This window comes from Streptomyces sp. NBC_01478, assembly GCF_036227225.1.
Lineage (GTDB): Bacteria > Actinomycetota > Actinomycetes > Streptomycetales > Streptomycetaceae > Streptomyces.
Genome location: NZ_CP109444.1, coordinates 1,546,302 through 1,565,963, shown reverse-complemented (window position 1 = coordinate 1,565,963; position 19,662 = coordinate 1,546,302). Strand labels below are relative to the sequence as shown.

General features: G+C 70.9%; 18 protein-coding genes. 7 read left to right on the top strand and 11 right to left on the bottom strand.

Annotation, left to right across the window (positions count from 1 at the left end):
- Positions 1-278 precede the first annotated feature (278 nt).
- Positions 279-2,198, top strand: coding sequence for a hypothetical protein (locus OG223_RS07085; RefSeq protein ID WP_329243937.1), 1,920 nt, complete (start codon positions 279-281; stop codon positions 2,196-2,198).
- Between the two features lie 21 nt (positions 2,199-2,219).
- Here OG223_RS07085 and OG223_RS07080 read toward each other — a convergent pair whose 3' ends face one another.
- Positions 2,220-2,618, bottom strand: a complete 399-nt coding sequence (locus OG223_RS07080) for a nuclear transport factor 2 family protein (RefSeq protein WP_329243935.1) — start codon at positions 2,616-2,618, stop codon at positions 2,220-2,222.
- A 70-nt stretch (positions 2,619-2,688) separates the two neighbouring features.
- Here OG223_RS07080 and OG223_RS07075 point away from each other — a divergent pair, with 70 nt between their 5' ends.
- Positions 2,689-3,252 carry a PadR family transcriptional regulator gene (locus OG223_RS07075; RefSeq protein ID WP_329243933.1) on the top strand — a complete coding sequence of 188 codons (564 nt, stop codon included), beginning with the start codon at positions 2,689-2,691 and terminating at the stop codon, positions 3,250-3,252.
- Positions 3,253-3,257: 5 nt separating this feature from the next.
- Positions 3,258-3,983 carry a class I SAM-dependent methyltransferase gene (locus tag OG223_RS07070; protein WP_329243930.1) on the top strand — a complete coding sequence of 242 codons (726 nt, stop codon included), beginning with the start codon at positions 3,258-3,260 and terminating at the stop codon, positions 3,981-3,983.
- A gap of 15 nt (positions 3,984-3,998) precedes the next feature.
- On the opposite strand, the gene OG223_RS07065 is transcribed toward OG223_RS07070, so the two are convergent.
- Both OG223_RS07065 and OG223_RS07060 read right to left on the bottom strand, forming a co-directional pair.
- Entirely contained in the window at positions 3,999-4,811 is an 813-nt protein-coding gene (locus OG223_RS07065) for an alpha/beta fold hydrolase (RefSeq protein WP_329243928.1), read from the bottom strand.
- A 41-nt stretch (positions 4,812-4,852) separates the two neighbouring features.
- On the bottom strand, positions 4,853-5,686 hold the full coding sequence (locus OG223_RS07060) for an alpha/beta hydrolase (protein ID WP_329243925.1): 834 nt from the start codon (positions 5,684-5,686) through the stop codon (positions 4,853-4,855).
- A gap of 143 nt (positions 5,687-5,829) precedes the next feature.
- Here OG223_RS07060 and cynS point away from each other — a divergent pair, with 143 nt between their 5' ends.
- A complete protein-coding gene (cynS, locus tag OG223_RS07055; RefSeq protein WP_329243923.1) occupies positions 5,830-6,276 on the top strand; it encodes a cyanase in 447 nt (148 codons plus the stop codon).
- 59 nt (positions 6,277-6,335) lie between these two features.
- On the opposite strand, the gene OG223_RS07050 is transcribed toward cynS, so the two are convergent.
- The 3 genes from OG223_RS07050 to OG223_RS07040 form a co-directional block, all read right to left on the bottom strand.
- Positions 6,336-7,865 (bottom strand): MFS transporter, encoded by a 1,530-nt coding sequence (locus tag OG223_RS07050; RefSeq protein WP_329243920.1) that lies wholly within the window; start codon positions 7,863-7,865, stop codon positions 6,336-6,338.
- Positions 7,866-8,153: 288 nt separating this feature from the next.
- The gene (locus OG223_RS07045) at positions 8,154-9,299 is read right to left on the bottom strand and encodes an RNA polymerase sigma factor (RefSeq protein WP_329243917.1); all 1,146 of its coding nucleotides are present in this window, start codon (positions 9,297-9,299) and stop codon (positions 8,154-8,156) included.
- Positions 9,296-9,715, bottom strand: a complete 420-nt coding sequence (locus tag OG223_RS07040; protein WP_329243914.1) for a YciI family protein — start codon at positions 9,713-9,715, stop codon at positions 9,296-9,298. Before OG223_RS07040 ends, OG223_RS07045 begins: the two co-directional genes overlap by 4 nt.
- A 259-nt stretch (positions 9,716-9,974) precedes the next feature.
- On the opposite strand from OG223_RS07040, the gene OG223_RS07035 reads away from it, so the two are divergent.
- Both OG223_RS07035 and helR read left to right on the top strand, forming a co-directional pair.
- On the top strand, positions 9,975-11,210 hold the full coding sequence (locus OG223_RS07035; RefSeq protein WP_329243911.1) for a glycosyltransferase: 1,236 nt from the start codon (positions 9,975-9,977) through the stop codon (positions 11,208-11,210).
- 95 nt (positions 11,211-11,305) lie between these two features.
- Complete coding sequence (gene helR / locus OG223_RS07030; protein WP_329243908.1) at positions 11,306-13,495, top strand: RNA polymerase recycling motor ATPase HelR; 2,190 nt, start codon at positions 11,306-11,308, stop codon at positions 13,493-13,495.
- Positions 13,496-13,555: 60 nt separating this feature from the next.
- On the opposite strand, the gene OG223_RS07025 is transcribed toward helR, so the two are convergent.
- From OG223_RS07025 to OG223_RS07010, 4 genes are all read right to left on the bottom strand, one after another.
- On the bottom strand, positions 13,556-14,302 hold the full coding sequence (locus OG223_RS07025) for a GntR family transcriptional regulator (RefSeq protein ID WP_329243905.1): 747 nt from the start codon (positions 14,300-14,302) through the stop codon (positions 13,556-13,558).
- Positions 14,303-14,456: 154 nt separating this feature from the next.
- On the bottom strand, positions 14,457-15,623 hold the full coding sequence (locus OG223_RS07020; protein ID WP_329243902.1) for a serine hydrolase domain-containing protein: 1,167 nt from the start codon (positions 15,621-15,623) through the stop codon (positions 14,457-14,459).
- A gap of 98 nt (positions 15,624-15,721) precedes the next feature.
- Positions 15,722-16,012, bottom strand: a complete 291-nt coding sequence (locus tag OG223_RS07015; RefSeq protein ID WP_443073693.1) for a nuclear transport factor 2 family protein — start codon at positions 16,010-16,012, stop codon at positions 15,722-15,724.
- Between the two features lie 139 nt (positions 16,013-16,151).
- The gene (locus tag OG223_RS07010) at positions 16,152-17,120 is read right to left on the bottom strand and encodes an acetylxylan esterase (RefSeq protein ID WP_329243899.1); all 969 of its coding nucleotides are present in this window, start codon (positions 17,118-17,120) and stop codon (positions 16,152-16,154) included.
- A 103-nt stretch (positions 17,121-17,223) separates the two neighbouring features.
- Here OG223_RS07010 and OG223_RS07005 point away from each other — a divergent pair, with 103 nt between their 5' ends.
- A complete protein-coding gene (locus OG223_RS07005) occupies positions 17,224-18,582 on the top strand; it encodes an 8-oxoguanine deaminase (protein WP_329243897.1) in 1,359 nt (452 codons plus the stop codon).
- A 347-nt stretch (positions 18,583-18,929) separates the two neighbouring features.
- Here OG223_RS07005 and OG223_RS07000 read toward each other — a convergent pair whose 3' ends face one another.
- Complete coding sequence (locus OG223_RS07000) at positions 18,930-19,514, bottom strand: Rv1733c family protein (protein WP_329265178.1); 585 nt, start codon at positions 19,512-19,514, stop codon at positions 18,930-18,932.
- Between the last annotated feature and the right edge of the window lie 148 nt (positions 19,515-19,662).

Sequence of the window (19,662 nt, the reverse complement as noted above, 5' to 3'; positions counted from 1 at the left end):
CGGTGAGGTGGACGGCGCGCGAGCCGCCCGCCTCACCGTCGTGTCCGGGCGCGGCCACCCGCTATGACGACTCTGTGTGACGGCCATGAAATGGTCGGCGTGATCCGAGGCATCGGACTCCCATATGTGTGTGCCGCCCGCCTATTCCCTGGTTCTCGTGGCTGCTTCACTCCCTCGTGCGCACCTTCGGTGCCTCCGCCGGGCCCGTCCGCACCCCGCGTTCGACGGCCGGCCGGTCACACTGCGCAACGGCGCATCGATCCCTGGGAAGGCAAGCAATGACGCTGATCACCCGACGCTCGGTCCTGATCGCCGGTACCGCCACGGCCGGAGCCGTACTGGTGCCGGCGGTCTCCGCCACCGCCGCGCCGACGGCCGCCACGGCCACGAAGGCTTCGGGCAAGCGGATCTCGGTCGGATCCGGTGAGACGTACACGGTCGCCGCGACCACCCGCGTGAGCGAGCTGTCCATCGCCGACGGTGGCACGATCGTCGCCCCGGACGGCTCCAGCCTCTCGCTGACCGTCGACGGGGTGGAGACCGGCCAACTGCTCACCGGCACCGGCGGAACGGCCACCCTGATCCAGGCCGGCACCTACCGGGGCGACGTCGTCCTGACCGTCGCCGGGGCCAACGAGGTGACGTACCAGACGCTCACCTTCCCGTTCCGGCAGGCGGTGTACGTCGACGGCGACGGCGTGGTCAAGGACAAGTCCGTCCTCGCGGCCGTCCTCGGCGGCAAGCTCACCGACGCCTACGCCAGGAACGTGTCGATCACCTCGACCGGCGAGTGCTTCGACGGCGTGTACGTCCAGGACGCCACCTACACGCTCGACCGGCCCACCATCTCCCTTACGGGCAACGGCCGTTGCGACTTCGCGGGCTACGGCGCCGCCGTCGTCGGCGACGGTTCCTCGACCGCGCTGGTCGTGGACGGCGCCCGGATCGACACCAAGGGAGTCGTCCGCACCGCCGTCATCGCGAACGACGGCGCCAACGTCATCGTCAAGGACTCCGTCCTCCGCGCTCGCAACGGCGTACTGCCCGCCGACTACCAGGCCACCGTGGAGACGCCGTACATGGAGTCCGTGCCCTGGATGCTCGGCCTCGACGGCAACGTCCGCGCCACCAACCTCATCGGCGCGAACAGCAAGGCCACCTACCTCAACTCGACCGTGTTCTCCGAGACTTGGGGTGCCCTGTCGGTCGAGGGCGGCAGCGGACTCAAACTGACCGCGATCAACAGCCACTTCGGCAACACGGGGGAGTACGGCTACGGCACCTACGCCATCGGCGACGCGACCGTACGCGTGCTCGGCTCCCGGCTCGACGTCGGCAGCTACGCCACCATCATCGCGGGCCCGGCCGCGGTCGTGCACTACGGCGACAGCACCGGAGAAGCCGTTGCCGCGCTCAACACCGAGCTCGAACTCGGGCTGTCCAAGGCCGAGTTGGCGTCGATCCCGGTGCGCAGGACTGTCGTGAACTCGGGGCACTTCGGCTACATGTTCTTCGGCACCGGCCAACTCACCCTCGACGGCGGCACGGTGATCAACTCCGACCGGGCCACCTTCCTCAACAAGGGCCAGCAGACCACGATCAGCGTCGACGGCTCCCAGGGCGCCCGGCTCAACCCGCGCGACGGGATCATCCTCCAGATGATCGAGCTGGACGACCCGGGCCCGGTCCCCGTCGACGGCAAGATGATGAACATCGGCGTCTACACCGAGCCCACCGGCGACCCGACGAAGGACGCGACCTTCGACCCGACCGCCGTACACACCACCGACGGAGCCGCCACCTTCAACTCCATCGCTCTCAAGGGCGACTTCTACAACGGCATGCGCAAGGGCAAGAACATGGTCCTCACCTTCGAGGACACGAGCGTCGAGGGCGTCATCTCCGCGTCGCAGGCCAAGCACCGTGTCTCCAGCATCGACGCGTCGACCTTCTACGAACTGGGCATCGTCACCAACACCGCCCAGGCCGCCGTCAACAACGGCGCGATCGTGCAGTTGAACAGCGGCTCGGCCTGGACGGTCACCGGCACCTCGTACCTGACCCGGCTCACCCTCGCCGCCGACGCGACCGTCAGGGCACCCCGGGGCAAGAAGGTCACCCTGACGGTCGACGGCACGGCCACGGCCATCACGCCCGGCCTGACCTACACCGGCGCGCTCACGCTGACCGTCGGGTGAGGCATGCCGGAGGCGCGGTACTCACCCGAGCCGCGCCTCCGCCTCCTTGGCGATCGTCTCGAACTGCGCCGCCATGGCCGCCTGGAGAGCCTGGGCGCCCGACAGCGGACGGACCATGACCGTCAACTCGTCGATCAATCCTGCCTCGTTGACATGGATGAAGTCGCAGCCGGTCAGCTCCCGGTCACCGACCCGCGCGGCGAACACCAGCGCGTGGTCGGAGCCGTCCGGGTCGCCGATCTCCCGTACGTACCGGAAGTCCTCGAAGACCCGGGCGACGGCGTGCAGGATCGCCGCGGTGATCGCCTTCCCGGGGTAGGGCTTGAACACGACCGGGCTGGTGAAGACCACGTCCTCGGCCAGCAGCGCCTCGACGGCGTCCATGTCCTGCGCCTCGACCGCCTCGCGGAACGCACGCATCGGCTCACCTCATAGTCAATTTGTTGAGTAGGTGTGGATGAGACTAATCAACGGCTGTTAGCGTGTCCACATGTCCCTCAAGTACGCGGTCCTCGCGGCCCTCCTGGAAGGGGAGGCCTCGGGCTACGAGCTGGCGAAGGTGTTCGACGTGTCGCTGGCGAACTTCTGGCCCGCGACACCGCAGCAGCTCTACCGCGAACTGGAGCGCCTCGCCCAGGACGGGCTGATCGCGGCACGGGTCGTACAGCAGGAACGCAGGCCCAACAAAAGGATGTTCACGCTCACCGAGGCCGGCCGCCTCGACCTCGACACCTTCGCCGCCGCGCCGCCCCGGCGACCGACCGCCATCCGCGACGAACTCCTCATCAAGATCCAGGCCATGGACGGGACCGACCCCGCCGTGACCCGTGAGCTGATCGAGGAGCGCAGGTCGTGGGCGCGCGGCAAGCTCGACCGCTACGAGCGCGTACGGGACCGTCTCCTCGGCGGCCGGACCGAGGAGGAGTACCTCCGGGACGCCGATCGCGTCGGGCCGTATCTCACGCTGATGGCCGGGATCGCCTTCGAGGAGGAGAACCTGCGCTGGTGCGAGCGCGTTCTCGCGATCCTGAAGCAGCGGGTTGCCCTAGGCTGACCCGGGTGTTCAGCCCCGAAGGCCCCAGTCTGCGCGAACTCGCCGTCCAGGCCCTGTCGTCCGTCGAGCACGGCTACGACCTCCTCGCGCCCAAGTTCGACCACACCCCGTTCCGGACACCGGCCCCGCTGCTCGACGCGGTCGCCACGATGCTGCGCCGCGTCGGCCCCTTCGACGACGGACTCGACCTGTGCTGCGGTACGGGCGCGGGTGTCGAGGTGCTGACGAAGACGTGCCGAGTGAGTGTCACCGGCGTGGACTTCAGCGCGGGCATGCTCGAAGTCGCACGGGAGCAGGTGACGAGCGGCGAGCCCCGCGTTTCATGGGTGCGCGGCGATGCCAGGGCCCTCCCCTTCGCGCCCGCCTTCGACCTGGTGGTGAGCTTCGGGGCGTTCGGCCACTTCCTGCCCCGTGAACTGCCGGGGCTCTTCGCCCAGGTCCACTCCGTGCTGCGGCCCGGCGGCTGCTTCGCCTTCCCCGTCGTCGCGCCGCCGCGCCCCACATCCCCCGCGTACTGGATGCTGTCCGGCTTCGACGCGGCGATGAAGGTCCGCAACGCCGTCTGGCGCCCGCCCTTCGTCATGTACTACCGGGACTTCCAACTCGGTTTCGTGCGGCCGGAGTTGGAGCGGACCGGATTCGACGTCGACCTCTACGCCCTGCCCGAGTTCGGGCGTCGTGACGACGGCAGCCCCCGCGTCCGTATGGTCGCGGCGCGACGACTGCCGTAGCGGATCGTGTGGACGTCAACTCGTCGCGGATGCCGCCGACTTGATGACCTTCGTGACCAGGTCGGGATGGGAGATCATCACCACGTGCGAGGAGTCCACCACGACCGTGTGCGAACCGGCCCGCTCGGCCTCGAAGCGCTCCAGGTCGGGCGCGATCGCCCTGTCCTGCGCCGCCACGACCGCCCACGAGGGGATGTCGCGCCAGGCCGCCGCCGTGGCGACGTCCGTGAACGCCGCCGCGCTGATGGGGCGTTGAGAGGCGCCCAGCAGTGCGGACGTGGACGCCGGGAGGTCGGCGGTGAACACCGCGTGGAACTTCGCCGTCTGGATGGCCAGATCGGTACCGCCCGAGCCGTCGGGCAGCGGCTGCAACGCGTCGCCGAGCTGCGACCCGGGGAATCGCGCGGCGAGTTCGCCCAGTTGCTCGCCCTTGTCGGGCACGAAGGCCGCGACGTAGACGAGCGCCTTCACGCTCGGGTCGCCCGCGGTCGCCTGGGTGATGACCGCGCCGCCGTAGGAGTGTCCTACGACGACCTTCGGGCCGTCGATCGTCTTGAGCAGTGCGGAGAGATAGCCGGCGTCTGCGGTCAGTCCACGCAGCGGATTGGCGGGCGCCACGACCGTGTATCCCGCCTTCTGGAGCCGGGAGGCCACGGCCGACCAACTGGACGCGTCGGCGAACGCGCCGTGTACCAGGACCACGGTCGGTTTCGGTGCGGGGTGCTTGCCTCCGGTGGCGGGTGCCGCCGAGGCGGGGAGAGCGGTGGCCGCGAGGGCGCCTGCCGCGGCGGCCGCCCCGAGAAGTAAGGGTCTACGGGAGAGCGACATGGGTCAGCTCCGGGTGAGGTCGAGGAAGGCGGTGCGGGAGTTCAGGCGTAGCGGCGCACGAACGACAGGGCGGTGTCCGCGACTTCCTGCCAGCCGTGGTCGATGGTCAGCGCGTGGCCCCGGTCCTTGATCTCGACGATCTCCGTGACGCCCTTGTTGTGCTGCTGCTTCTTGTAGGAGGCGTTGGCGATCGACCAGGGCACGGTGTGGTCCTTCTCGCCCGAGATGATCAGGAGCGGCCCGCGATCGGGGTTCTCCGTGTCGACCTTCGCCTCGGTCCACGGGTTGAGGTTCGCCGTGGCCGCCTGGAACAGCGGGGCACCGGGCGCGGGCACCGCGAACGTCTCGTACAACTCCCGTGCCTCCTCCTCACCGACGGCGTTGGCGAAGCCGTAGCGGAACTGGTCGTAGGTCAAGGGGACCGCGCGATTGCGGTTGGCGGGGTTGCTGAGGACGGGTGCGGAGGAGCGCAGCGCGGACACCGGCAGCGGCAGCACACCCCGGAACGGCGCCGGGTCGATCGCCACGGACACGGCGGACAGTCCGCGTCCGGCGAGGATCTGTGTGAGCAGTCCGCCGAAGGAGTGGCCGACGATCGCCGGCTTGCGCGTCAGCGTGCCGATCAACTCCGTGAGGTGGTCGGCGACTTGGCCGACGGTCTTGCCCGCCATGACCTCGGGGTGCTCGTTGGCCTCCTTGACCGTCTCCGGGTCGTCGGGCCAGGACAGGGAGACCGGCGCGTACCCGGCCTGCTCGAAGTGCGCCGCCCAGCGGTCCCAACTGCTCGGCAACAGCCACAGTCCGTGGACGAATACGACCGGCGTACGGTCGACGGCGTTCGCTCGCTCGATCTGTTGTACGTCTATGTGGGTCATGTTCGGAAGTATGGGTCCACGGATGTCCTGGAGTCCGTCATATGACCGCACTGGGCGGAGGGCGGCGCCGTTGTCGCGCCCTGGGTGATCTCCTACGCTGAACGGCGTGTGGCCAAGAGTGCTGTCCGGGAACGGAGTTGCGCATGCTCAGCAAGGGTGAAGCCGGCGAAGCGGTCCGCCGGGCCAAGGTGAAGACCGGTGTCACATGGGCCCAGTTGGCCGAGGCCGTGGGCCGACCGCTCGCGTGGACGACCGCGGCCCTGCTGGGACAGCACCCCATGTCCAAGGACGAGGCGGCGACGGCCGCCGCCCTCCTCGAACTCGGCGGGGACGCCGCCCTCGCCTTCCAACTCCAGCCCACCCGGGGCGCGTTGGACGCGGCCGTGCCCGTGGACCCGACGATCTACCGGCTCTACGAGGTCATTCAGGTCTACGGCCCCACCATCAAGGAACTGATCCACGAGCAGTGCGGCGACGGCATCATGAGCGCCATCAACTTCCGCCTCGACGTCAGCCGCGTGCCCGATCCCGCGGGTGACCGGGTCGTCATCACCCTCGACGGGAAGTACCTCCAGTACCAGTGGGAGTGACGACGAGGTGACCGGTCTTCGCGCCGGTTCGACGTGATGGTGCCCGGATGTGTGGGGGCTCAGCCCATGTGGACCGGGGCGGCGCCTTCGGTGTGCTGCTGCCTGCCCGCGCTGACGGCGAACGCGGTCACGGCGGCACCGGCCACGAACACGACTCCGGCGGCGACGAAGGCCATCGTGTAGCCGTGCGTCAGGGCGTCACCCGCCTTCGACACGAGGCCCAGGTCCTTGGTGGCCAGGCCCCGGTAGAGGGCGCCGGCCGCCTGCGGCAGCCTGTCGTCGGCCGCCGAGTTCGAGATCGTCGACAGGACGGCGAGGCCCAGGGCGCCGCCGATCTGCTGCGCCGTGTTGAGCAGGGCCGAGGCGATGCCGGTGTCCTGATGGGCGACACCGCTGACCGCGCCGAGCGTCATCGGGACGAAGCTCATGCCCAGACCGAGAGCGGTGACGAACATGGCGGGCATGAGATGCCCGGCGTAGGAGGAGTCCGGCTCCAGGGTGGCGAACCAGAACATGCCGACCGCCGCGACCACGAGGCCCGGTGCGGCGATGAGCCGGGGCGCGATGTGGGCGACGAGCTTGGAACTGACGCCCGCCGCGGCCGCCATGCCGAAACTGAACGGCAGATAGGCGAAGCCGGTCCTGATGGGGCTGTAGCCGAGGATGAGCTGCATATAGAGGGTCAGGAAGTAGAAGAAGGCGAACATGCCCGAGCCGATGAACAGCATGGTGGCGTAACTGCCCCACCGATTACGGTCCTTGAAGAGGCGCAAGGGCATCGTCGGGTCCGGTGTACGGGCCTGGAGGAACAGGAACGCCACCAACAGGACGGCGGCGATGCCGAAGCAGCCCAGGGTGAAGCCGTCGGTCCAGCCGTGTTCGCCGCCGCGCGTGATGCCGTAGACCAGGGAGATCAGACCGCCGGTCCCGGTGACGGCTCCGGGGACGTCGAGGCGGCCGGGGTGGCGCTGTGCCTCGACGAGGCTGCGGGTGCCGGCGAGGACGGCGAGGCCGATGGGGATGTTGACGAAGAACACCCAACGCCAGTCCAGCACATCGGTGAGCAGCCCACCGAGCAGCAGACCGACCGTGGCACCGAGGCCGCCCATCGCGGCGTACACGCCCATCGCCCGGTTGCGGGGCCTGCCCGCCGGGAACGTCGTGGTGATCAGCGCCAGCGCGCTGGGTGCGGCGAGGGCCGCGCCGACGCCCTGGAGGACGCGCGCGCCGATCAACAGGCCCTCGTCCGGGGCCAGTCCACCGAGCAGGGACGCGAGGGTGAAGACGGCGATGCCCACCTGGAACATCCGGCGGCGGCCGAACAGGTCCCCGGCCTTGCCGCCGAGCAGCAGCAGACCGCCGAAGGCCAGCGCGTACGAGTTGACGATCCACGCCAGATTCGCGTCGGAGACACCGAGGTCGGTCTGGATGGCGGGGAGGGCGATATTCGTGATGGTGGCATCGAGGATGACCATCAACTGGGCCGCCGCGATGACGAAAAGGGCGAGACCGAGATGCCGGTCCCGGGGAGCGGTACCGGAATGCTCCGGTGCCGTGGAGGTGACGGTGGCCACGCTCTCAGCAGACATGGTTCAAGAACTCCAGGAAGTGCCGCGAACAGGGAAAGGTGAGAGTGAACGGAATCCGGTGAGAAGCGGAACACTCGCTGTGCAATCCGAGGTCAGGGTGGCGACACGCCACATCGCTCGACCTCGGGACGAGTGCTCACCGTAGCAGCGAATCGCCGCCGTTCATGACCTGCCAACTCCCTTTCCGGTGTTGCCAATATCGCCCTTGACGAACTCTCCAATGGTGTGGGCAAGGGGAATTCGAGACGCCCGGCAATTGCCCACACTTTCCGGGAAAAAGCAAACAGCTCACGCGGGCCGGAGGGTATTGAGCCGGGCCGCCTGGCGGGTCAGATGGTCGCGCTCGGCGAGATTGGGAGCCTTGCGTGCGGCCTCCGCGTACAGCCGTGCCGCCGTGGTCAGGTCGCCGTCCCGTTCGTGGAGGTAGGCCGCCACCGCGGTGTGGCGGGGCAGCGAGTCGTCCACCGCGGCGAGTGCGGCCAGGCCGGCGCGCGGGCCGTCGGCCTCGCCGACCGCCACCGCGCGGTTGAGGCGGACCACCGGGTTGTCGGTCAGGCCGGCGAGTTCGTCGTACCACTCGACGATCTGCACCCAGTCCGTCTCCTCGGCGGTCGGCGCGTCCGCGTGCAGCGCCGCGATCGCGGCCTGCGCCTGGAACTCGCCCAACCGGTCCTGGGCCAGGGCGACTTGGAGGATGGTGACGCCCTCGGCGATCAACGTGGTGTCCCACCGCCCGCGGTCCTGCTCCGCGAGCGGCACCAGGCTGCCGTCCGGCGCGGTCCGGGCGGCGCGTCGTGCGTGGTGCAGCAGCATGAGCGCGAGCAGGCCCGACACCTCGGGGTGGTCGATCACGTCCGCGACCTGCCGGGTGAGCCGGATGGCCTCGGCTGCGAGGTCGACATCACCGGAGTAGCCCTCGTTGAAGACCAGGTAGAGGACGCGCAGCACGGTGGCCACATCGCCGGGCCGGTCGAACCGCACCCCGGAGACCGTGCGCTTCGCCCGGCTGATGCGCTGCGCCATCGTCGCCTCGGGCACCAGATAGGCCTCCGCGATCTGGCGCGTGGTGAGTCCGCCGACCGCGCGCAGCGTGAGCGCGACCGCCGACGACGGCGTCAACGACGGGTGGGCGCACAGGAAGTAGAGCTGGAGGGTGTCGTCCGTCGCGGGCGCGGGGCCGGGCACAGGCTCCTCGTCGACCAGGTCCTCGCGTCTACGGCGGGCGGTCTCCGCCCGCGTCGCGTCGAGGAACCGCCGCCAGGCCACCGTGACGAGCCACCCCTTCGGGTCGCGCGGCGGATCGTCCGGCCAGACCCGGACCGCCTCGACGAGCGCGTCCTGTACGGCGTCCTCGGCCGCCGCGAAGTCTGCTCCGCGGCGGACGAGGATACCGAGCACACTCGGCGTGAGGCTCCTCAGCAGGACCTCGTTCACTTGAAAGTGCAGTCCGTGGTGGTCGAGTGCGCGCCCAGGAACGGGCGCAGCTCCAGCCACTCGTGGATCGGCCTGCCACCGGCCCCGGGGGCGGCCGACAGCTCACCGGCCAGCTCCACGGCGCGCTCGTAGCTGTCGACGTCGATCACCATCCAGCCGGCGATGACGTCCTTGGTCTCGGCGAACGGGCCGTCGGTGACCGGCGGGCGCCCTTCGCCGTCGTAGCGGACGAACGTTCCCTCGGCGGAGAGTGCCTGGCTGTCGACGAACTCGCCGGTCTTCTCCAGGCGGGCCGCGAAGTCGTTCATGTACTGGATGTGGGCCGTGATCTCCTCGGGTGCCCACTGGTCCATGGGGACGTCGTTCACGGCGGCGGGGGCGCCACGGTAGTGCTTCAGCAGCAGGTACTTGGCCATGGTCGTTCTCCTCGGTGCTGGTGCGACCCATTGTGGTCGCGTTCACCTCGGGGACGGAGCCGGGCGCGGGTTCTCGACATCGGCGGCGGACTTTTTCGCCGCGAGTTTCGCGAGATCTGCGGGGAGGGGTGGAAAGGGAGGCGTACTCACTCCTCTTCCCTTCTTAACGTATAGCGCACCGGGGGGCTTGCGGCAAGGCCCCCGTCCTGCCGCAGAATGTCCGGCCTGAGGGCATGACCTGCGGAAACGGGAGTCGCGAATGCGTGTGTTGTTGACGACGTGGGGGTCGCGGGGGGATGTCGAACCCGTCGCGGGACTCGCCGCCCGACTTCGGGAACTCGGCGCGGAGGTACGCGTCGCCGCGCCGCCGGACGAGGAGTTCGTGGAGCTGCTGGCCAGGGCCGGTGTGCCGCTGGTGCCGCTCGGCCCGTCGGTGCGCTCGGTGGTGACCGGGGCGAGGCCGCCGACGGCGGCGACCGCGTTCCGGCTCGCGCCCGAGCTGGTCGCCGCCCGGTACGAGACGCTGCTTCCGGCGGCCGAGGGGTGCGACGTGCTCCTGGCCAGCGGCCTGATGCCGACCGGCGCCCGCTCGGTGGCCGAGAAACTGGGCATCCGCTACGTGTTCGCCTGCTTCCACACGGCCGGGCTGCCGTCGTCGAAGCACCGGCCGCCGGCCCGGCCCGGCCATCCGTCCTCGCCGGACGAGACGGACATCAAGGTGCTGTGGGACGAGGACGCCCAGCGCGTGAACGCCCTCTACCGCGAGGCGGAGAACCGGCACCGGGCGGCGATCGGCCTGCCGCCCGTGGACAACGTCCGCGACCACGCGTTCACCGAGCGGCCGTGGCTGGCCTCGGACCCGGACCTGTTCCCGTGGCAGGACCAGACGGACCTCGACCTCGTGGTGACCGGACCGTGGATCCTGCCCGACGAGCGCCCGCTCCCTGCGGATCTGGAGGCGTTCCTGAAGGCGGGCGGGGAGCCGGTGTACGTGGGCTTCGGCAGCATGGCACTACGTACCTCGCCCGACATGGCCCGGGACGCCGTCGAAGCGGTACGAGCGCACGGCCGTCGTGTCGTTCTCGGCCGTGGCTGGGCGGAGCTGGCTCCGGTCGACGACCGGGACGACTGCTTCGCCGTTGGCGAGGTCAATCACCAGGCGCTGTTCCGCCGGGTGGCCGCGGTGGTGCACCACGGCGGGGCGGGCACCACGACGGCGGCCACGCTGTCCGGCGCCCCCCAGGTGGTCGTACCGCAGATCGTGGACCAGCCATACTGGGCGGCACGGGTGGCCGAGCTGGGCATCGGCGTCGCACACGACGGGCCGACGCCGACCTACGACTCCCTGTCGGCCGCTCTCACCACCGTCCTGGCCCCCGAGACGCGGGCCCGGGCACGGACTGTGGCCGGCCGGCTCCGCACCGACGGGACGACGGTGGCGGCGAAGATGCTCCTCGACCCGGCCGGCGGGGAAAGGCCGCCCACGCGCGCGTGAACCGGCCCGACCCCGCACACGAGAACCCGTACGCACTGGTCCACACGGCCTGCCGCCCGCACGGCCGTGAGCGACCTCAGATCGGAATTGATGCCGTGAACCCCCTGACCACCAGCGCCTTCGACCTTCCCGACCGGCTCTCCGCCAAGGCCGACCCGGCGCTGATCGCCGGCGACGAGCGGCACTTCGTGGCCATCGCGGAGTGCCTCGACCAGTCGATCGCGGAACTGACCGAGCAGCTCGACGCCGAGCGCAGGGCGCCCGGCGGCATCGGCCGGGCGGCGATGGACCGGGACACGGAGGTCCACCGGCTCACCACACGGCTGCGCACCCTGCGTCGCTTCGGCCTGGACCTGTGTCTGGGCCACATGGTCGACGCAGACACCTCTGAGCCCGTGTACATCGGGCGGCTCGGTCTCACCGACAGCACGGGCCGCCGCCTGCTGCTCGACTGGCGCTCGCCCGCCGCCGAGCCGTTCTTCGGCGCCACCCACGCCAACCCGATGGGTCTGGCGAGCAGGCGCAGGTACCGCTGGACCCGAGGCCGGATCAGCGACTACTGGGACGAGGTGTTCACCGCCGACGGCTTCGTCGGGCACGCCGCGCTCGACGACCAGTCCGCGTTCATCGCCAGCCTCGGCGGCAACCGCTCGGGCCGGATGCGCGATGTGCTCGGCACCATCCAGGCCGACCAGGACGCCATCATCCGCGCGGGATCACGCGGCGCGCTCGTCGTCGACGGCGGCCCCGGCACCGGCAAGACCGTCGTCGCCCTGCACCGCTCCGCCTACCTCCTCTACTCCGACCCGCGCCTCGGGCACCGCAAGGGCGGTGTGCTGTTCGTCGGTCCGCACCGGCCCTATCTCGACTACGTCGCCGACGTCCTCCCCAGCCTCGGCGAGGAGGGCGTGCAGACCTGCATCCTGCGGGACCTCGTCGACGAGGGAGCCGCGGCAGGCATCGAGGCCGACCCGGAGGTGGCCCGGCTGAAGTCCTCCGTGCAGTTGGTGCGGGCGATCGAACCCGCCGTCCGGTTCTACGAGGAGCCGCCCACCAAGGGCATGAACGTCACCACCCACTGGTCCGACATCTGGCTCGGCGCCGAGGACTGGGCCGTGGCCTTCGAGGCGGCCGAACCCGGCACCCCGCACAACGAGGGACGCGAGCACGTCTGGCAGGAGCTGCTCACGATCCTGGTCGAGAAGCACGAGGACACCACCCCCGCCCAGGACGGCGCGGTCACCCCGGCCCTGCTCCGCAAGTCGCTGCGGCAGAACCGCGACCTGCTCACCGCCTTCAACCGCGCGTGGCCGCTGCTCGAAGCGGCCGACCTCGTCGGAGACCTGTGGACGGTACCGGCCTACCTGCGCAAGTGCGCCCCCGCACTGAGCCGCGAAGACGTCCAGCGCTTGCAGCGCGCGGACGCCCAGGCCTGGACGGTGTCCGACCTCCCGCTGCTGGACGCGGCACGGCAACGGCTCGGCGACCCGGAGTCGGCGCGCCGCAAACGCCGGCAGGAAGCCGCCGTCGCCGCCGAACACGCCCGCAGGACCGACGTCATCGACAGCCTGCTCCAGAACGTGGAGATCGACGAGAGCGAGGGCGCGATGGGCATGCTGCACGGACAGGACCTGCGCGACGCCCTCATCGACGAGGCCGCCCAGCCCGGCATCGAACCCGACCAGCTCGCCGGGCCGTTCGCGCACATCGTCGTGGACGAGGCCCAGGAACTCACCGACGCGGAATGGCAGATGCTGCTCCTGCGCTGCCCGTCCCGCAGCTTCACCATCGTCGGCGACCGCGCCCAGGCCCGGCACGGGTTCACCGAGTCGTGGCAGGAACGGCTGAAGCGGATCGGGCTCGACCGGATCAACCTGGCCTCCCTGACGGTCAATTACCGCACCCCGGAAGAGATCATGACGGAGGCCGAGCCGGTCATCCGCGCCGTGCTCCCGGACGCCAACGTGCCGACCTCGATCCGCAGCAGCGGCATCCCCGTCGGCCACGGACCCGTCTCCGACCTGGAGTCGGTCCTCGACACCTGGCTCGCCGAGCACGCGGACGGGATCGGCTGTGTCATCGGTACGGCCGAGATGGACGCGGGCATCTTCCGGGCGAGGCCCCGCGTCCGGTCGCTGACTCCCGAGCTGTCCAAGGGACTTGAGTTCGACCTGGTCGTCCTCGTCGACCCGGAGAAGTTCGGCGAGGGCATCGAAGGAGCCGTCGACCACTATGTGGCGATGACGCGGGCGACCCAGCGACTCGTGGTCCTGACGAGCGCCTAAGTCACGGTGGCACGCGGCGAGTTGGGACCTGCCGCGTGCCCGCGTGCCGAGCTCTTGGGCTCAGCCCGCCGCGGCAGGCAGCGTGAACTCGTAGATCAGGGCGTCCTGTTGGGCCTCCACCACCAGATCGGTGATCTCCAGCGGGCGCGCGTACTGGTCGTGCACGCGGCGGGTCACCCGGACCGAGGGCGCGTTCGCGACCTGGGTGATGGCGTCCCGGTGGTGCAGGGTCAGGCCGGCCCGGCGCATCCAGTCGTAGGCGCGCCGGAGTTGGGCGGCGGCGGAGCCGTCGGCGCGGTCGCGGTAGCGGGCCAGCTCCTCCACCTCGGCCAGCGCCACCGCCGAGAAGGACGTGAGGGCCGTACGCAGTCCGCTCCCGTCGGCCGCCGCGGACGCGTAGCGGTGCACCAGGGTCGGCCGGTGCGGGGCGATGCCCAGGGCCTCGGCGTGGTCCGGCGGGGGAGTCTCCCAGGCCACGGTGGCCCGGTCGAAGCCCGTCGGGTCCGTGCTGCGGGCGCCGACCGGGAAGGTGAGGGAGGAAGGGTTCTCGACCGGCAGACCCGGCAGGGTGGCGTGGCTGCCGCGCCGGTCGGTGGCGACCAGCCCGTCCCGGCGCAGCACCTCCAGCGCCTGCCGTACGGTCTCCCGGCTGACCTGGAAGTGTTCGGCCAACTGCCGTTCACCGGGCAGGCGTTCGCCCGGTGGGATGGTGCCGTCGTGGAGTTCGCCGAGCAGTTGGGTGGCGACCTTGCCGTAGAGGGGCTGGTCGTCGGCGGTCGGGTGGTCGTGGGGGGTGGTGCGGGCCATGCCGCGCCTCCTGTTGGTGACAAGACTGAGAGCAGAACTGGTGACAAGACGTAGCCGTGCGGGCTCGTTGCGCGACCAGATCTAGCATTGGTCTAAACCACCAGGGAAGAGCGGCAGGGCAGTTAGGCCGAAACCGACCCGCGCCGATCACCCCTCACAGGGCGCTGTACAGGGCGTCGATCAGCGCCATCTTCCGTGGGTCGTCGGCGATATGAGGCCCCATCCGGTTCGGCACATAGCCGAGCGACACCCCGGCGTCCGGGTCGGCCAGACCGCAGGAGCCGCCGAAGCCGTCGTGTCCGAAAGCCCTCGGGTCGGGGCCGTACGCGCCGTTCGGGCCGCTGAGCCACAGGCCGAGCCCGATCTCCGTGTCGCCTCCGAGGCCGGGGCCGAGTACCAGGTCGCGGCAACTGCCCTGCCCCTCGCGCACCCGCTCGGCCGCCTCGGGGGAGAGGACGCGGTGGCCGTCGTAGGTACCGCGCCCGGCGAAGACGCCGTAGAGCGCGGCCACGGCGCGTGCGGTGCCGTGGCCGTTCGCGGCCGGGAGCTCCGCGGCGCGCCACTCCGGGGTGTTGGCCTCGGCCGTGCTCACGATCGGGTTGGTCAGCGCGGCGATGGCCGCGGGCGCCAACTGGCTGAAGATCGCGGCCTGTTCAGTCGGCGACGCGGTGGGGGGTGGTACCAACTCGGCCGCCCGGTCGGCCTCCTTCTCCGGCAGCCCGATGGTGAAGTCGATCCCGAGCGGGCCGGTGACCTCCCGCTCCAGGAAGGCGCTCGGGAGCAACCCCGAGACGCGGCGCACCACTTCGCCGACGAGGAAGCCGTAGGTGAGCGCGTGGTACCCGGACCGTGTTCCCGGCTCCCACCAGGGCTCCATGGCCGCGAGGCGCTCGGTGGTCAACTCCCAGTCGTAGAGCTGTGCGAGAGAGTGCGGCTCGCGCAGGCCGGCCAGTCCGGCGCGGTGGGAGAGCAGGTGTCGTACGAGAACGTTCTCCTTGCCGGCGGCGGCGAACTCCGGCCAGTACGCGGCCACCGGGGCGTCGAAGTCGATGAGGCCCCGGTCGGCGAGGATGTGGGCGCACAGGGCCACCGGGCCCTTCGTCGTCGACCACACGTTGGCCAGGGTGTCCCGCTCCCACGGCCGCGTCCGTGCGGCGTCGGCCCAGCCGCCCCACAGGTCGACCACGGTCTCGCCGCCCAGCGTGACGGTCACCGCGGCGCCCAGTTCGTCCCGGGCCCGGAAGTTCTCCTCGAACGCCGTGCGCACCGCCGTGAAGCGGGGATCGCAGTGGCCGTCGATGGCTGGCTGGTGCTCGGACATGGTGCCTCCGCGGTCGGCCGGAAGCCCGGGCCGCGACGCTGCGACCCGGGCCCCCTGAACATACCGACTGGTCGGACTGGTGGGAAGGTGTCTTACGTTCAGTTGAGGAACAGCTCGCCGGCCGGCTCCCGGTGGCCCGGTGTCGTGTGCCAGTAGTCGCGGGTCTCCACGGCCGGCCCGGCCGCCTCGAAACGCGCGAAGACACAGCCGGCGAGCGTGGACGGCTCGCCGTCCTCCTCGGCCGGCACCCTGAACTCGGCCACGGCGAGGCCGTGTTGGCCGACGACCGGTGCCGAGAACCGCACGTCGCCCACCCGCTCCGCCGCGAACGACCAGCGCAGATACGCGGCCAACTCGGCCCGCCCGCGGTGCGGTTCGCGGAACGGCATCGAGCGGTGGACGCAGTCCTCGGCGTACAGCTTCAGCAGCGCGGCTGTTGTCCGACGGCGCGCTCCACCCAGGCCCGCGCCCAGACCCGCACGAACCGCTCGGCCGCCTCACCCGTGGCCATGTCCACAGGGGCGCCTCTCAGACGTACGACCGCAGCCAGTCCAGCTTGGCCGCCTCCTGGTAAGGGCCGCCGCCCTCATGGTCGTTGAAGTCGTAGACCTCGATCTTCTTGTCCTCGTGCGCCCAGGCGTTGAACGCGGCGAACACCGTGGAGGGCGGGCAGGTCTGGTCCTCCAGGGCCGTCGAGAAGAGGGCGGGGGCGCGGCCCCGGGACGCGAAGTGGACGGCGTCGAAGTACGAGAGCGTGCGCAGGGCGTCGCCGGTGCGGCCGCGGTGGGTCTTGAGGTAGCTGCCGATCTCCCGGTAGGGGTGGCGGTCCGTGAGGACCGCGGCGCGCGGGTAGTCGCACAGGAACGGCACGTCCGGCGCGATGGCGGCCAGATCCCCGACCAGCCCGCCGACGGCGATGGTGATGCCGCCGCCCTGGCTCGCGCCGAGCGCCACCGTGCGCGCGGGATCGACCAGCGGATGCGAACGGGCCGCCTCGACGGCGCGCACGCCGTCCGTGAACACCCGGCGGTAGTAGTAGTTCTCGGGGGCGTCGATACCCCGGGTCATGAAGCCCGGGTACGCGGGCGCGCCGCCCACCGGGTCCGGGGTGCCACCGCCACCGCCCCACGCGCTGCCCTGCCCGCGCGTGTCCATGATGAAGTGGGCGCGGCCCGTCGAGGCCCACAGCAGGTTCTCGTGCGGGAGCCCCCGCCCGCCGCCGTAACCGACGAACTCCACGACCAGCGGCAGCGGTTGGGCCGCGTCGGCCGGCAGCCGGAGCCAGCCCTTCACCGGGTGACCGCCGAACCCGGCGAACGTCACGTCGTACACCCGCACCGTGGACAGTCCCGTGTCGACCGGTTCGAAGCGGGCGTCCAGATCGTGCTCGCGGGTCTCCTGGAGGGTCTTGGACCAGAAGGCGTCGAAGTCCTCCGGCTCGGCGGAATCGCTGCGGTACTCGCGGAGTTCGTCGAGCGGAAGGTCGAACAGGGCCATCGGGGACCGCCTTTGCGAAGAGTGAGTGCGGATGATCACACCGTACGTGTGACATCGGAGGACTCGCCAGGCCTGCGCGGCGCCCCGCGCCTACCATGTCGGCATGTCGTCTGCCGTGGATCTGCTGGTCAAGGACGCCGAACTGCTCGTCGTGGACGGGGAGCGCGAGATCCCGGGCGGCTGGGTCGCCGTCACGGGTGGTCGGGTCACCGCCGTCGGCGCGGCGGGGACCGAGCCCGAAGCCGCTACGACCGTCTCCGCCGCCGGGCGGCTCGTCACCCCGGGCCTGATCAACACGCACCACCACATCTACCAGAACCTCACCCGCTCCTACGCCCCCGCCGTCAACGGCACCCTCTTCGACTGGCTGACCACGCTCTACCCGCTGTGGGCGAGCCTCGACGAGGAGGCCGCGTACGTGTCGGCGTACGTCGGTATGGCGGAACTCCTCATGGGCGGCTGCACCACATCCTCCGACCACCTCTATGTGCATCCGCGCCCCTACCTGGTCGACGCCGAGATCCGCGCCGCCCGCGACATCGGCTTCCGCTTCCACGCGACGCGCGGTTCGATGACCCGGTCCGTCGAGGACGGGGGACTGCCGCCGAGGAGCGTCACCCAGAGCACCGACGAGGTGCTCGCCGACAGCGAGCGGCTGATCAAGGCCCACCACGACCCGGAACCCGGCGCGCTGATCCGGGTCGCGCTCGCCCCCTGCTCACCGTTCTCGGTCACCAAGGACGTGATGACGGCGACCGCGGAACTCGCCGAGCGCTACGACGTACGGCTGCACACGCACCTCGCCGAGGACCGGGACGAGGACACCTACTGCCTGGAGACCTACGGCTGCCGGCCCGTCGAGTACTTCGAGGACACCGGGTGGATGAGCGACCGCACCTGGGTCGCGCACTGCATCTATCCGAACGACGACGAGTTGCGTCGTCTCGCGGCGGCGGGCGTCGGTGTGGCGCACTGCCCCAGCTCCAACATGCTGATCGGCGGCGGCACGGCCAGGGTCAAGGAGATGCGCGAACTCGGCCTGCCCGTCGGCATCGGCTGCGACGGCTCGGCTTCGACCGATCACGCCTCGCTCTGGATGGAGACGCGGGGCGCCCTGCTGCTGGGCCGCTACCGGGGCGGCCCCGGTGCGATGACCGCGCGCGACGCCCTCGACATCGCGACCCGCGGTTCGGCGCGGTGCCTGGGCCGCGCCGACGAGCTCGGCCACCTCCGCCCGGGGGCGTGTGCCGACCTGGTCGTCTGGGACCTGCACGAGGTCGCGCTGGCCGGCGCGCTGAGCGATCCCGTCGAGGCGTGGCTGCGGTGCGGGCCCGCGCGGGCGTGGACGACCGTTGTGGGCGGGCGGGTGCTGGTGGAGCGGGGCGAGCCGGTGCTGCCGGCCTTGGGGGATGTGCTGCGGGACCATGGGCGGGTTGCTCGGCGGATGCAGCGGGGGGTGTAGGGGGAGGGGGAGTGCGGGTGGGTGAGGGCTGAGGGGGTTGCGGTGAGGGTGGTTCAACTCCCTTGTGGTGGTGGGGTGTTGAGGGGCGGGACCGGTTCGGCTTGGCGGCGGGGTGCTGAGGTGCGGGACCGGTCCGGTGTGGCGGCGGGGTGTTGAGGGGCGGAGCGGGTTCGGCATGGTGGCGGGATGTCGAGCTGCCGGACCGAACCGGCCGGGGCTGTCATGGCTGGTGCGCCACGCCCGATCCGGGCACGGCGCGTCGCTCGTCACGGCCCGCCACTGTCACAGCCCGTCGCCCGTCACAGCCCGTCACTGTCACAGCTCACCCCGTCACATCCCCCGCCCCCTCACGCCCGCCTTCGCGTCCACTCCGGTTCCGTGAGGGCCCAGTCCCGTTCCCACTCGGCCAGGCGGTGTCGTTGTGCGACCCGTCGGGTCAGCGTGGACGTGAGCAGGGTCGCGCCGATGATGCCGCCCGCCGTCCATACGCCGACCGTCAACGTGTGCTGCCAGACGGCCACTTGACCCGCGGGCGGGGAGACGACGCGGCCCTTGGCGTCGAGCCATACGTCCACCGGGTCACCGCGTGCCGTGTCCACCGGGACCTCGGCCGTGGCCGTACGCGGGCCCTTGCCCGGGTCGGTCCAGCGCACCGCGACGGGGAAGGTCTGTGAGCCGGTGCCTTCCACCGAGGTGAGTCCGGAGGGCGGGTTTCCGATCACCCGCGCGTGGACGCGATGGCGTTCGGCGCGCTGGGTCGCGGCGATCGTCCGGGCCTGGTCGTGGGCCCAGAGCCCCGCGGCGGCGCCGGCCAGGGGAGCGCCGACGAACAGCAGGACGCCGACGACCAGCGCAGTCCACGCCTCCACGACGTCCGACCGGCGCCGCAGCGGATTGTGCCGTCGGCGTCGACTCCGTACCCGGGTCCGCATGTCGGTCTCCTCGCCGTCACCGGAGCCGAGGAACCGTAAGGCCGGAAGCCCCCTGTGGGGCCGGTCCGCCGCCGCCTCGACACCGCGCACGCATGCGAGCGTCCACATAGCAGTCGTACCCCCTCCGAGGTACTTCCCTCAACCGGAA